General features: G+C 62.5%; 11 protein-coding genes and 6 pseudogenes. 14 read left to right on the plus strand and 3 right to left on the minus strand.

Features of this window, described 5'->3' with window-relative positions:
- Window positions 1–39: 39 nt before the first annotated feature.
- From HN018_RS26150 to HN018_RS26160, 3 genes are all read left to right on the plus strand, one after another.
- Window positions 40–1,293 carry a cellulase family glycosylhydrolase gene (locus tag HN018_RS26150; RefSeq protein WP_239479471.1) on the plus strand — a complete coding sequence of 418 codons (1,254 nt, stop codon included), beginning with the start codon at window positions 40–42 and terminating at the stop codon, window positions 1,291–1,293.
- Between the two features lie 506 nt (window positions 1,294–1,799).
- Window positions 1,800–1,985 carry a transposase gene (locus tag HN018_RS29630; protein ID WP_408886857.1) on the plus strand — a complete coding sequence of 62 codons (186 nt, stop codon included), beginning with the start codon at window positions 1,800–1,802 and terminating at the stop codon, window positions 1,983–1,985.
- Between the two features lie 12 nt (window positions 1,986–1,997).
- Complete coding sequence (locus tag HN018_RS26160) at window positions 1,998–2,552, plus strand: transposase (protein ID WP_171835204.1); 555 nt, start codon at window positions 1,998–2,000, stop codon at window positions 2,550–2,552.
- A 61-nt stretch (window positions 2,553–2,613) separates the two neighbouring features.
- Here the strand turns inward: HN018_RS26160 and HN018_RS26165 are convergent.
- Window positions 2,614–2,985, minus strand: a pseudogene (locus HN018_RS26165) (IS66 family transposase); the annotation flags it as partial.
- Between the two features lie 115 nt (window positions 2,986–3,100).
- On the opposite strand from HN018_RS26165, the pseudogene HN018_RS26170 reads away from it, so the two are divergent.
- From HN018_RS26170 to HN018_RS26190, 6 genes and pseudogenes are all read left to right on the plus strand, one after another.
- Window positions 3,101–3,301, plus strand: a pseudogene (locus HN018_RS26170) (IS5/IS1182 family transposase); the annotation flags it as partial.
- Window positions 3,302–3,471: 170 nt separating this feature from the next.
- A complete protein-coding gene (locus tag HN018_RS26175; RefSeq protein WP_275434473.1) occupies window positions 3,472–4,917 on the plus strand; it encodes an 8'-apo-carotenoid 13,14-cleaving dioxygenase in 1,446 nt (481 codons plus the stop codon).
- Between the two features lie 440 nt (window positions 4,918–5,357).
- Window positions 5,358–5,492 (plus strand): annotated as a pseudogene (locus HN018_RS28920) (DDE-type integrase/transposase/recombinase); the annotation flags it as partial.
- 223 nt (window positions 5,493–5,715) lie between these two features.
- Window positions 5,716–6,003 (plus strand): annotated as a pseudogene (locus HN018_RS28925) (DDE-type integrase/transposase/recombinase); the annotation flags it as partial.
- Window positions 6,004–6,065: 62 nt separating this feature from the next.
- Window positions 6,066–6,401: a hypothetical protein gene (locus HN018_RS26185; RefSeq protein ID WP_172443588.1), complete on the plus strand. Its 336-nt coding sequence runs from the start codon at window positions 6,066–6,068 to the stop codon at window positions 6,399–6,401.
- A gap of 249 nt (window positions 6,402–6,650) precedes the next feature.
- Window positions 6,651–7,257, plus strand: a pseudogene (locus HN018_RS26190) (IS6 family transposase).
- Between the two features lie 55 nt (window positions 7,258–7,312).
- Here HN018_RS26190 and HN018_RS28930 read toward each other — a convergent pair.
- Window positions 7,313–7,543 (minus strand): annotated as a pseudogene (locus HN018_RS28930) (hypothetical protein); the annotation flags it as partial.
- On the opposite strand from HN018_RS28930, the gene HN018_RS26195 reads away from it, so the two are divergent.
- A complete protein-coding gene (locus HN018_RS26195) occupies window positions 7,532–8,143 on the plus strand; it encodes a transposase (RefSeq protein ID WP_171835200.1) in 612 nt (203 codons plus the stop codon). The pseudogene HN018_RS28930 and the gene HN018_RS26195 sit on opposite strands and share 12 nt — an antisense overlap.
- Before the next feature lie 132 nt (window positions 8,144–8,275).
- Here HN018_RS26195 and HN018_RS26200 read toward each other — a convergent pair whose 3' ends face one another.
- Complete coding sequence (locus HN018_RS26200) at window positions 8,276–9,352, minus strand: substrate-binding domain-containing protein (RefSeq protein WP_171835199.1); 1,077 nt, start codon at window positions 9,350–9,352, stop codon at window positions 8,276–8,278.
- Between the two features lie 235 nt (window positions 9,353–9,587).
- Between HN018_RS26200 and HN018_RS26205 the strand changes: the two genes are divergently transcribed.
- The 4 genes from HN018_RS26205 to HN018_RS26220 are packed head-to-tail and all read left to right on the plus strand — an operon-like array spanning window position 9,588 to window position 13,469.
- Entirely contained in the window at window positions 9,588–10,631 is a 1,044-nt protein-coding gene (locus tag HN018_RS26205) for an ABC transporter substrate-binding protein (protein ID WP_172443599.1), read from the plus strand.
- Window positions 10,632–10,654: 23 nt separating this feature from the next.
- A complete protein-coding gene (locus HN018_RS26210) occupies window positions 10,655–11,479 on the plus strand; it encodes an ATP-binding cassette domain-containing protein (protein WP_171837530.1) in 825 nt (274 codons plus the stop codon).
- Window positions 11,476–12,720, plus strand: a complete 1,245-nt coding sequence (locus HN018_RS26215) for a sugar ABC transporter permease (protein ID WP_172443589.1) — start codon at window positions 11,476–11,478, stop codon at window positions 12,718–12,720. The genes HN018_RS26210 and HN018_RS26215 overlap by 4 nt, the downstream gene beginning before the upstream one ends.
- 20 nt (window positions 12,721–12,740) lie before the next feature.
- The gene (locus HN018_RS26220; RefSeq protein WP_171837662.1) at window positions 12,741–13,469 is read left to right on the plus strand and encodes an SDR family oxidoreductase; all 729 of its coding nucleotides are present in this window, start codon (window positions 12,741–12,743) and stop codon (window positions 13,467–13,469) included.
- Window positions 13,470–13,493 lie beyond the last annotated feature (24 nt).

A 13,493-nucleotide genomic window follows, 5' to 3' on the forward strand; every position in this document is an offset into this window, starting at 1 on the left:
AGTGCAGCTCAAGACTGTAACTGCAGGGGAAGGAAACTCATGGCTCTATTTAACAGACGGTCAGTGATGGCTTTGACAGCGGCCGGGCTAGTTGCCGGCCGCATCAAAAATGTGCTGGCGCAGGACGTCGACGAAGCCGTTCTGTCGACAGATTCGAGTAGCACAGTCGCCGGCCGGTGGAGCGCCGCACGAGCAAAGGCATGGCACAAGCAACAACCCTGGCGGGTCGGGCCTGTTTACGTGACCTCCACCGCCGTCAACCAACTAGAGATGTGGCAGGCGGCCACGTTTGATCCAGTGACAATCGATCGCGAGCTTGGTTGGGCACAGACAATCGGCATGAACACAGTTCGCGTGTTCCTGCATGACGCACTGTATGCTGAGGATCCGGACGGCCTGCTGCTACGGATGCGCCATTTTCTTACGATAGCCGCCAGCCACAACATTAGTACTTTCTTCGTGCTCTTCGATAGTTGCTGGCGTGGCCTGTATGTTCTGGGAACTCAGCCGGCGCCGCTACCCGGAATCCATAATTCGCAGTGGGTGCAGTCGCCGGGTGCGGTCGCACTGTCGCGTCCGAGCCAGTATCCGCGCCTGAAAGCCTACGTGCAGGGGGTGGTGAGCGCGTTCGCCAATGACCCGCGCGTCTTGTTCTGGGACCTCTGGAACGAAGCGGACAACACCGGCAGCAACGATCCAACCAATAAGCAGGCGCTGGTGGCGTCACTGCTGCCCCAGGTTTATGCCTGGGCCCGGGCCGTTGAGCCGTCGCAACCGCTGACCTCGTGCCTGTGGAAGGGCGACTGGTCGACACCTAGCAACTTCAACGCCGTGCAGGCGGTCATTATGGCCAACAACGATATCAACACCTTCCACAATTATGGCACCGTCGAAGTATTTAGCCAGGCGATCACCTGGATGAAGCAGTACGGCCGCCCGGTGCTTTGCACCGAATACATGGCCCGCAACATCGGTTGCCTATTCGACACGACACTTCCAGTGGCCAGGAAGCACAGCGTAGCCGCGATCAACTGGGGTTTTGTAGTCGGCAAGACGCAGACCAATTTGCCATGGGATTCAGCGCAGCATCCCTACGTCGATGCCTCGGCGTATGGCGGTACCGCGTGGCAGGCGACGGTGCTGCCGAGCGGGGCGACGCCGGTGGCACCCTATGCGCTCGAACTACCGCCGATCTGGCAGCACGAAGTGCTGCAAGCGGACGGCACGCCATATCGCGCTTATGAGGTGCAGATGATCTACGATCTATCCACCGGTGAAACCGGCAAAGGCTGAGCTGTCGAATAGCCCGGGGGGTCGGCCGGTCCCCCGTCTTTACAGACGGTTCCGCGGTCAGCGCTCCCGACGCATGCGGCGCGTCGAGTCTTCTGATAAGATCGTTGATCATCCAAAGTTTGGGGTTTCTGTCGTAAGTCTGTGTCTCGGCCGCCTGCTATATGCTGGGAAAGGGCGCAGTTTTGGGACGAGACGAGGGCGATTGACTTTAAGGGCAGCCACTCCGAGCGGGACATTATCCTTTGGGGTGTGCGGGGCGTTGGTGCATGGAGCGGTCGGCTGACGCGGTTTTTGTGGTATAATAAAGATATGAGATGCCCTTCAAACACAACGCGTCGCGCCGCCACCACATCTCAAAGGCCCGTCGCCGGGTAACGAACTGGCCGGTCTATGAGGCTGGTGTGCGGCGGCGTGGCGATCTGACGTTATGCCTGGATGAGGCGGCCCTAGCCGGATAGCACGCCCCGCGTCGGACGACACGAGGTGGTTAACCAGTTCACGCCGAGGTGGCGATTGAATTGGTGCTGACTCTGCGCCTGGTCTCTCATCTGGCTCTACGCCAAGTCGAAGGTTTCGGTGGCTCGGTCCTGCGCCTGCTCGGGCTGGATCTTTGCGTGCCTGACCATTCGACCTTGAGCCGACGTGGGCGCGCCTTTGCGGGGCGTCAACCGCGTGTCGCCCGGCATGACTAGCCCGTTCATGTCGTGCTGGACAGCACGGGCCTGCAGGTCTTCGGGCAAGGCGAGTGGGGTGCCGAGAAGCATGGCCGCATACCCAGGCAATGGCGCAGGCTGCACTTGGCCGTCGATGCACAGACCGGTGAGATCGTGGCACACCGCCTGACCGACAAGGATACCGGCGACATCACGAAACTAGCGGGTCATCTGGCGACCGTGGAGGGGCAGATCGCCAGCCTGATCGCCGATGGCGCCTATGACAGCGCGTCCGTCTATGATGCTGCTGCCGCACGCCAGTTCAACCCACTACCCGACATCGTCGTCCCACCGAGAGCATCTTCGATCGTCAACACTGACGCCCACATACAGACCATTCGCGATCGTCATGTTCACCCAGTCCTGAAAGGCCAAGGGATTGTACCTCCCACTCTGTCGCCTAGGCGGCAAAGCAAAGCGCCGAAACGGGCATCTTTGAACGCTGTCTCATCGACCTCGTTGCGCGACCAGTGGTCACCTCGAGGCAGCGGTTTTTCGATTTCGGCCTGCATCTCTCACCTTACGAACACATCACGTTACCGATGAATGAATCATAACCGGTTCATACGATTCAATAGTTTCGCTAGGATACACATAAAAGAGTCAGCTAGTTGCGGGTAATCGCAAGCCGGCGAGGACCACGGCGCGCTTCAGGCGACTGCGGCAGCCAACGTTTTGGTTTTGACCAATTCAGGGGCAATAGATCCCTGAGCCTGCGATCGGATTGATCGGCAATACGACGCAGGACGTCGGCGAGCCTGGCGCGTGGATCGACGCCGTTCAGCTTGGCGGTGATGATGAGCGTGTAGACGTCAGCCGCGCGCTCGCCACCACGATCGGATCCGGCAAACATTTAATACTTTCGTCCGAAATCGATGTCACGAAGTGCGCGTTCGGCCGCGTTGTTGGTCAGGCAGATCCTGCCGTCGTCGAGAAACCTGGTGGACGCAGGCCAGCGCTTGAGCATGTAGTCCATTGCTCAAGCGCCCTCATTGAGAGTATCCACCCGCCGAGCACCATAGCTGACTTCAGGTGGCTGCGGCAGCCAGTGTTTTTGGCTTTGACTAGTTCTACGGCAAGAGCTCGCCGAGATGGGCCGCATGGCCTGGCAGAAGAACACCGGCTATGGCCGACGCGGCCTTGTGGAGACCGCGATCGGTCGCTACAAGCACGGTATCGGTCTGAAGCTGAGGGCCAGATCAACTGGTGGCCAGCAGGGCGAAATTGCCATCGCCGTCAGCGCCCTTAATCGCATGATCCAAACCGCCAAGCCCATCTCGGTCCGTCAGACCTGATCCTCCGCACTGGGTAGGGATATTCTGCCAACCGCCGGTCCGTGCACCAACGCTCCTGCGGGTGGCCCTCTATCCTAATAGCGCGCATTCTGACAGGCCGCCGGCGATGGCCGGCAACAGGTCCGCACCCAGGAGCCGCCGTGACACGACGCCCCCCGAGCCCGCGAGCTATGCCCACCCCGGTCTGGTCGGTCTTGCGTAGGGTGGTGGAGAATAGCGTCCAGCTGGTGGCGGCCTTCAACCGGAAGCGGCTGCCCAGGACCGACCGCCCGTTCCTGGTCGGCATCCACGCGCCGATGCGCTCGGAGCTGACGATAGAGACTCTGGCGGTGACCGGAGCGATTCCCCGGGAGCTTGACGGACGCTATCTCAAGATGGGCGCGAACCCGGTCGATCCCGACCCGGTCGGCCGCCACTGGTTCCTCGGCGACGGCATGGTGCATGGCATCGCCATCGCGCAGGGCAGGGTGCTGTGGTACCGCAACCGCTGGATCCAATCCCGTCTGGCCGCCGCAGCGCTCGGCCGGACCGCGGCACCGGGCCCCCGCAGGGGGCACAACGACACCGTAAACACCAACATCGTCGACATCGGCGGCCGCGCCTTCGCCGTGGTGGAAGCGGGCAGTTATCCGGTCGAAGTATCAGTGGACCTTGAGGAGCAGCGCTATAACCCGTTCGACGGCACGCTCTGCGGCTCGTTCAGCGGACATCCGCACCGCGATCCGCTCACCGGCGAGCATCATGCGATTGCCTATGACGGCAACATCTGGGATGCGGTCCGTCACGTGGTGGTCTCGAATGCGGGCAGAGTGGTTCGCGACGTGCCGGTCGCGGTGTCACACGGGCCCTGTATCCACGACTGCGCCTTCACCGCACGATTCGCCGTGGTGCTCGATCTCCCGGTCACCTTCTCGATGCGTGCCGTGCTCGCAGGCCACGAGTTCCCGTTCCGCTGGAACCCGTCGCACCGCGCCCGCGTGGGCCTGCTGCCGCGGCAGGGCGAGGCCGCGAGCGTAATCTGGTGCGAGGTCGAGCCGTGCTTCGTGTTCCACGTCGCCAACGCCTTCGACGACGAAGATGGTCGGGTGGTGGTCGATGTCATCGCCTATCCGTCCATGTTCGCCTCGGACGGGAGCAGCCTCGACGCGCTGGGCCGGTTCGAGCGCTGGACGATCGAGCCGTTGAGCCGCCGCGTCGGCCGCCGGGTGCTCGATCCCACGCCGCAAGAGTTCCCGCGCATCGACGAGCGGCGCTTCGGCCAACGCCATCGCTACGTCTATACGGTGCCGGTTCCGCCCGACGGCAACCCGCAACTTACCGGTGCCACCCGGCTGTATAAGCACGATCTCGATGCTGGCAGCCGCTCCGTGCACGAGTTCGGCGACGATCGCGTGCCGGGCGAGTTCGTGTTCGTGCCGGGGCGCGATGGGGCGGCCGAGGACGAGGGCTGGCTGCTCGGCCTCGTCATCAACACGGCGGAGGATACCACTGATTTCACGATCCTCGACGCGCAGCGTTTCGAGGCGTCACCTGTCGCCATGGTCCGGATGCCGCATCGCATACCGCCGGGGTTCCACGGCAACTGGTTTCCGGCGGCGCGAGGCGGAGCCGAGTGAAGGGTTCTGTCAGCCCTCGCGCCAGGGGCGGTCTAGTGGCCGCTTGAAGCCTGCCGTAGCGTCGCAAGCCGTAGCACTGGGAGGATATCGGGATGAACTGCGTGTGCTGTGGGGCTGCGGCAGTGACGGAACGGCCGGAGATGACAACACGCGGATAGCGGCGGTTCCGGTCCCGAACCTGCGGGCGGCAGTTCAACGAGCGCAGCGGTGGCGTGCTGACCCGGACCTGACTGCCCAGCGACATTATCGCCTTCGTGGTGTTCTGCCGGCTCCACTACCGGCTGACGCTGCGCGACCTGAGCGAGATCATGGCGCTGCGTGGCATCGAGGTCAGCTACGAAGCCGTGCGTGACTGAAAGGCAACGCTGCTGCCGGTCATTGGCAAGGAGCTGCGCAAACCCCGCCGCGGCACCGGACGGCAATCCGGCGTGAGCTGGTATGTGGACGAGACCTACCTGAAGGTCCGCGGCCGCTGGACCTACCTGCATCGGGCGATCGACCGGGATGGGAACCTGATCGACGCCATGCTCAGCGAGCACCGGGACATGAAGGCCGCCAAAGCGTTCTTCCGCTCGGCGCGGGCGGTCACGGGCTTCCGGCCTGACCGGGTGACGACGGACGGCCACGGCTCCTACCCGAGGGTAATCCGCACCGTGCTGGGCAAGGCGGGCCGCCACCGCACCAGCGCATACCTGAACAACCGCCTCGAGCAGGACCATCGCGGCACCAAGGGCAGGATCCGATGTATGCGCAGTTTTCAAAAACCACGATGCCGCCCACCGCTTCTGCCGAGAGAAGAGCTACGGGGTGGCGAGACGCGAGCTGCTGCCCGATGCCGAGCACCGCGAAAGCCGTTACCTGAACAACCGGGCCGAAAACTCTCACCGTCCAACCCGGCGGCGAGAGCGGCACATGCAGCGCTTCAAGTCGATGCGGCAGGCACAGCGTTTCCTCTCCGCTCACGCCTTCATCTCCGGGCACTTCCGACCGCGACGCCACCTGATGACGGCTAGCCGATATCGTGCGGTGCGTGCCAAAGCTTTCAAAATATGGACACAGGAAACATGTGCCCAAAGCACCGGGTAATCGTGCCAACCCAACTGGTCCAAGCCTACTTCCAAACTCCACCAGTTAACGTGACAATGCCCATGGCCCGCAACATCAGTTGCCTATTCGACACGACACTTCCAGTGGCCAGGAAGCACAGCGTAGCCGCGATCAACTGGGGTTTTGTAGTCGGCAAGACGCAGACCAATTTGCCATGGGATTCAGCGCAGCATCCCTACGTCGATGCCTCGGCGTATGGCGGTACCGCGTGGCAGGCGACGGTGCTGCCGAGCGGGGCGACGCCGGTGGCACCCTATGCGCTCGAACTACCGCCGATCTGGCAGCACGAAGTGCTGCAAGCGGACGGCACGCCATATCGCGCTTATGAGGTGCAGATGATCTACGATCTATCCACCGGTGAAACCGGCAAAGGCTGAGCTGTCCAATAGCCCGGGGGGTCGGCCGGTCCCCCGTCTTTACAGACGGTTCCGCGGTCAGCGCTCCCGACGCATGCGGCGCATCGAGTCTTCTGATAAGATCGTTGATCATCCAAAGTTTGGGGTTTCTGTCGTAAGTCTGTGTCTCGGCCGCCTGCTATATGCTGGGAAAGGGCGCAGTTTTGGGACGAGACGAGGGCGATTGACTTTAAGGGCAGCCACTCCGAGCGGGACATTATCCTTTGGGGTATGCGGCGGTATTTGGCGTATTCGATCAGCTACCGCCAGCTCGAGGAAATGCTGGGTGAGCGGGGCGTTGAGGTCGACCAATCCACTTTGAACCGCTGGATCGTGCGCAACGGGCCGCTGCTGGAGGAGGTTTTTGTGTCGCGCAAGCGTCCGGTGAGTGGCAGCTGGAGGCTGGACAAGACCTACATGCGGATCAAGGGTGCGTGGAAGTCTCTCTATCAGGCGGTCGACAAGGCCGGTGCCACCGCGGACTTTCTGCTTACGGCCAGACCGCGTTGCGCTTCCTGTGCAAGACAGCCGGACATTACGGCGTTCCCGAAATGATCACCATCGACAAGAGCGGCGCAAATGCAACCGCGAGCGAGAGTTACATTGTCGAACATGACGCGAAGACCGAGACCAGACAGGTCAAATGTCTCAACAATATCGTCGAGCAGGATCACCGGGCGGTCAAACGAGTGGCCCGACCGATGCTGGGGTTCAAGTCGTTCTGGTCCGCAGCGGTCACCATCACCACATCGAGATCATGCAGATGATCCGCACAGGACGGTTGCGCAAGACAAGAGAGTTGCGTCCCGTACAGCAGTTCTACTCCCTGGCCAGCTAGATCAATCCACTTCCTTCAGGAAAAATCGACCACTCCGAAAATTTGCGACAGAACCGCGAAAGACCTTCCTTTCCTGCGCTCGGCTCAGACGACGTGGACGGCCCGGTGCAGGCTTAGACCCAAGCGCCTTCAATCCTGAACCCGACTTGCTGGCCGCTGGGATCCACCGATAGATCGCCGTGCGGCTGAAGCCAAAGGACGCGATAACTGAAGATGGCGTTTCGCAGTAACGTACTCTCTCAACAGCCATCAGCCGTATGGTCTCAAGCGTTCAATGATCAAGCATGCGTCCGTCTCGTTTCACAGCCTCAGGCTAACGCAACACCAGAGCCAAAAAAGATGTGTTCCTACTTACCGTTTACTGAGTAAGCGGACGGAACTAGTTGCTCCATCGGCACTTGCAGCACCTTCGCAATCCGGCTCAAGCCAGTTGCGCTGCCCGGCGTCTTACCTGACTCGATCTCTGCGAGATAACTCGGGCTGCGATGCCGAGACCAGCGAAATCCTGGCGCATGTCCTGACCGATCCCGATGTTGGCGATATAACCGCGGTACCGAGCCAGCTCGCGACGGTGGAGGGACCGATCGCCAACGCGATTGCGGACGGCGCCTATGACGGTGCGTCCGTCTACAAGGCAACGTTCCTGCGCCAGCGCGATCCGCCGCTGGCCATCGTCATCCCGCCGCGTGCGTCTTCCATGGCCAGCACTCACGACACCAACACGTCGACGACCCGGGACCGTCATGTCCAAGACATTGCTGAATCGGGCCGCATGGCTTGGCAGAAGGACACCGGCTATGGCCGACGCAGCCTCGTGGAAGCCGCGATCGGTCGCTACAAGCGCGGTATCGGTCCGAAGCTGAGGGCCAGATCATTTGGTGGCTAGCAGAGCGAAGTTGCCATCGCCATCAGCGCCCTCAATCGCTTGATCCGAACCGCCAAGCCCGTCAGACCTGATCCTCCGCACTGGGTAGAGATATCTTGCCAACCGTCGGTCCATGCACCAACGCTACCAGGATCAGCAAAGCCGTGTACCCCAATCCGACGGGCTGCTAGACCGTCCTCGCTTTCGAAGCCCACTTTCTATCAAAATCGGAGGAACTTCGATCCAGCGAGCATCCTCTCTTATCTCTTCGTCGAATAGACGGAAGACAGCGTCGACGAGCTTCGGCACATCCTGACGCACCATTCCCACTGTTCCCTCGATGCACGCCGCGAAGGCATCGTAGTCAAAGCAACCAATGCTTGGTGCAGTCGACCTGCTCCACTTGCGCGCTCGAAGCCAGCTGACCACGCCTTCGAATGTGATGGTTGAATTGACGAAGAGCCCAGCCGGGAGCAGGTTGCCGGCGGCGACAAACGCGTCAAGCGCTTTCTCCGCCTTCTCGGCGGCATACCCGCACGGCAGAACATGATCGCCGGAGACAGCCATGCCGACCTCTGCATGCGCGGCATGAAATCCGCGCAGCCGCTCGAGCGTATTGTGGTCGTGCGCACGGCCGCCGATGAACAGGAGCGAGGCGCCATCATCACGACGCTTTTCGATACGCTTTAGAATGCAGGCAGTGAGGTTGCGTGCGCCGGTGTAATTGTCCGAGATCACGGACGGTGCCTTGTGGCCGGGAAGGTCAAGGTTAATCGTCCGCACGCCCGCGGGCGCGCAAAGATCAGCGATACGATCGGGGTTAGTTGCGCCGGTGGCAACGATGCAGGTGACTTGGTGCGATATCATCGCACGCGCCGCCTCTTCCTCAAGCTTCGGATCGCGCAACGTGCAGGTGATGATCGGAAAGAGGTCACGCTCTCGCGCCATGCTTTCAAAGCGTTCAGCGATTGCGCCAAAGTAGCGGTTATCATATTTCGGTACGATCATCCCAATAATGCGCGATGTTTCACGACGCAATGCGCTTGCCGGCAAATTGATGGCGTAACCTTGTGCATCGGCTGCCGACCGGATCCGGTCGGCCAACGCCTCGCTGATCCGCCGCTTCCGCCACGTTCCGTTTAACACCGCGCTCACCGCCGTAGGCGAGGTGCCCACGACGTCCGCGAGGTCGTAGATGGTTAGGCGGCGGCTCAGGCGACGATTGTTCATCGATGTGTGTTGACACTTAGCGCCGACTATCGCAACGATGCTCAATCGATTGAGCGCGTGGGCGTCGTTGATACGTGCGGGACTCGTTCGCATGAGGGAGGATATTGTCCGGTGACCAGCCCTGCGAAGACGGGGCCTCGTCGGGTCAGCAGGATATCGGCGCGCATCTTGCGCCGTGACGGCCTCGCCTCGCGGCGATCGGTTCCCTACCACATAAACGGAGGGAATGCGAATGATGCGGAATTTCACGCTGCTTGCAGCAACAGTGAGCGTTATCGGACTGACCAGTCCGCCAGCGTTTTCTGCGACGTCGGGAACGGTGGCGTTCCTGATGCCCGATCAGGCTTCGACCCGATACGAGCAACATGATTTTCCGGGTTTCAAGTCGGCGATGGCAAAGCTTTGCCCGGGCTGCCACGTCGTCTACCAGAATGCGAATGCGGACGCCTCGCTCCAGCAGCAGCAATTCAACTCGGTGATCGCGCAGGGCGCCAAGGTGGTTGTGCTTGATCCCGTCGACAGCGCGGCCGCGGCCTCTCTCGTGCAGATTGCGCATGGACAGGGAGTCAAGGTGATCGCCTACGACCGGCCAATCCCGAAGATGCCGGCCGACTTTTACGTCTCCTTCGACAACAAGGGGATCGGACGCATGATCGCGCAGTCGCTCGTGGCCGACCTCAAGGCACATGATGCCTCGACGTCGAAGGGTGGCGTGCTCGAGGTGAACGGCTCGCCGACCGACGCCGCTGCCGGCCTTATCCGGGATGGCATTCACGAAGGCCTGGCTAGCAGCGGCTACAAGACGCTCGCGGAATACGACACGCCGGACTGGGCGCCCCCCAAGGCGCAGGAATGGGCGAGCGGGCAGGTCACGCGTTTCGGCGACAAGATCGTCGGCGTCGTCGCGGCCAATGACGGCACGGCGGGTGGCGTCATCGCGGCCTTCAAGGCGGCCGGCGTGAACCCGGTGCCCCCAGTGACCGGCAACGACGCCACGATTGCGGGCCTGCAGCTCATCATCGCCGGCGACCAGTACAACACAATTTCGAAACCATCCGAGACGGTCGCGGCGGCGGCGGCAAAAGTTGCGGTGGCATTGCTGGACGGACAGAAGCCCGCCGCCTCGACCACGCTGTTCGACACGCCGACCGAGTTATTCACGCCTGCCCTCGTGACCGCGAAAAACATCAAGTCGGTGATCTTCGACACGCACCTGCAGACGCCGGCACAGGTCTGCACGGGCGACTACGCCGCGCCCTGCCACGCGCTCGGCATCTGAACGGTCTAGGTCGGAGACACGCCATGACGATGACCGCTTCCGTCACGCCACCGCGCGGCGCGCCTATTCTTAGCCTTCGAGGCATTACCAAGAAGTTCGGCGCGGTCTCCGCACTCACTGACATCGATCTCGACGTGCATGCGGGCGAGGTCGTGGCGCTGGTGGGCGACAACGGCGCCGGCAAGTCGACGCTGATCAAGGTGCTCGCCGGCGTGCATCAGCAGACCGAGGGCGAGATCAGCTTCCTCGGCGAGCCCGTCACGCTCGACGGGCCCTCAAGCGCGCTCAGTCTCGGGATCGCAACCGTGTTCCAGGATCTCGCCCTCTGCGAGAACCTGGACGTGGTCGCCAATCTCTTCCTTGGCCAGGAGAGGAACCCGTGGCGGCTCGATGAGGTGGAAATGGAGGTGCGCGCCTGGACGCTATTGCGCGAGCTCGCAGCGCGCATTCCGTCGGTGCGCGAGCCGATCGCCTCGCTGTCGGGCGGCCAGCGCCAGACCGTCGCGATCGCCCGTTCGCTGCTGCTGGACCCCAAGATAATCATGCTTGACGAGCCGACCGCAGCGCTCGGCGTGGCGCAGACGGCGGAGGTGCTAAACCTCATTGAGCGCGTGCGCGACCGCGGCCTCGGCGTGATCGTCATCAGCCACAACATGGAAGACGTGCGTGCGGTGGCCGACCGCATTGTCGTATTGCGGCTGGGCCGCAACAACGGCGTGTTCACCGCCGAGACCGGTAACCACGAACTGATCGCCGCGATCACCGGCGCCACCGACAACTCCGTGTCGCGCCGCGCCGCATCGCGTGACCTCGAAGCGACCAACGTCAACGAAAGAGGTGCAGCATGACCGTCTCCGCACCCGTGCCGTCACTGGATCGCGGCGACGAGCGCGTCCGTCACGATGAAGGCCTGCGCGGCGAGCTCCGTGCCTTCCTCGACCGCGTCCGCTCGGGCGATCTCGGCATGTTGCCGGTGATCGTCGGCCTGATCGTCATTACCATCGTGTTCACCAGCCTAAACCCGATCTTTGTCGCCCCCAACAACCTCGTGAACCTGCTGTTCGACTGCTCCTCCGTTGGGCTGATCTCGCTTGGCGTCGTGTTCGTGCTGCTGCTGGGCGAGATCGACCTGTCGATTGGCTCGATGAGCGGGTTGTCCTCGGCAATGCTCGGCGTGTTCTGGGTCAGCTCCGGTTGGCCTGTCTGGGCCGCGATCGTGGCCGCACTGGTCGCCGGAGCGGTGATCGGCCTCGTCTATGCCGAGCTCTACAATCGGTTCGGCATGCCGAGCTTCGTGGCGACGCTGGCGGGGCTTCTGGCGCTGCTCGGCCTGCAGCTCTACTTGCTGGGTGACACCGGCTCGATCAACCTGCCGTACGGCTCACCGATTGTGCGTTTTGGGCAAACCCTGATCCTGCCGACATGGTTGTCGGTCGTGCTGGCACTGGTGCCCGGTGCTGCGATGCTAGCCACCGGGCTTGCCGAGCGCGGGCATCGCGTGGCCGCGAATCTGTCGGCTAAGCCGCTCCGCATCCTGTCGCTTAAGGCCGCCGCCACCACAATCCTGCTGCTGCTTGCCATCTTCTATCTCAGCCTCGGGCGCGGCGTGCCCGCGATCTTCGTGCTGTTCGCATTGCTCGTGATGGCGACCGAATACGCTCTGCGCCGCACGAAATGGGGCCGCTCAATGTTCGCAATTGGTGGTAACCGCGAGGCGGCGCGTCGCGCCGGCATCAACGTTCGCAACATCTATCGCTCAGCTTTCATGCTGTGCAGCGCGTTCGCGGCAGGGGGCGGCATCCTGGTCGCCGGTCGCCTTGCCTCGGCCAGCCGCCAAGCGGGCACCGGCGACGTCAATCTCAACGCTATCGCGGCTGCCGTGATCGGAGGTACCAGTCTGTTCGGCGGCCGCGGCAGCGCCTATTCCGCCCTCCTGGGTGTCATTGTAATCCAGGCGATCTCCAACGGCCTCACGCTCCTCAATCTTTCATCGAGCCTGCGCTACATGATCACCGGCGCCGTGCTCGCGGTCGCGGTGATCGTCGACTCACTCGCCCGCCGCTCGCGCGCCTCACACGGCCGCGCCTGACGCATTACGAAGGGTTCATCATGGCTTCCTCGATCAGCGGCAAGGTGGCCGCCATCACCGGTGCCGCGTCCGGCATCGGCCTCGAATGCACCCGCCATCTCCTCGCCGAGGGTTGTCGCGTGGTGATGATTGACCGGGCGGCGGACAGGCTCCGCGAGCTCTGCACGGAGCTCGGCGCAGGAGCGATGCCACTCACCGTCGACCTGCTCAACCCCGCAGACGTGTCCAGCATCCTGCCGCGCATCCTCGATCTTGCAGGCGGCCTTGACATCTTTCATGCAAACGCGGGCACCTATATTGGTGGTGCCATCGCCGACGGCGATCCGGATGCTTGGGATCGCCTTCTCAGTCTTAACGTTGCCGCTTCTTTTCGGTCGGTCCATGCGGTGGTGCCGCATATGATCGCGCAAGGCTCCGGCGACATCATTTTCACGTCTTCCATCGCCGGTGTCGTGCCGGTGGTCTGGGAGCCGATCTACGTCGCATCGAAATACGCTGTGCAGGGCTTCGTGCACGCGACGCGCCGTCAGCTCGCGCCGCACGGCGTGCGGATGGGTGCGGTGCTGCCGGGTCCCGTGGTCACCGCGTTACTCGCGGACTGGCCGAAGGCGAAGATGGAGGAGGCGCTCGCGAATGGCAGCCTGATGCAGCCCAGCGAGGTCGCCGAGGCGGTGGTGTTCATGCTGACGCGCACAAAGGGTATTACAGTGCGCGACCTCGTCATCCTGCCCAGCAGCGTCGAGCTCTGACACCGTGGATCCTTACTTCCTCGG

The organism is Lichenicola cladoniae, assembly GCF_013201075.1.
GTDB lineage: Bacteria > Pseudomonadota > Alphaproteobacteria > Acetobacterales > Acetobacteraceae > Lichenicola > Lichenicola cladoniae.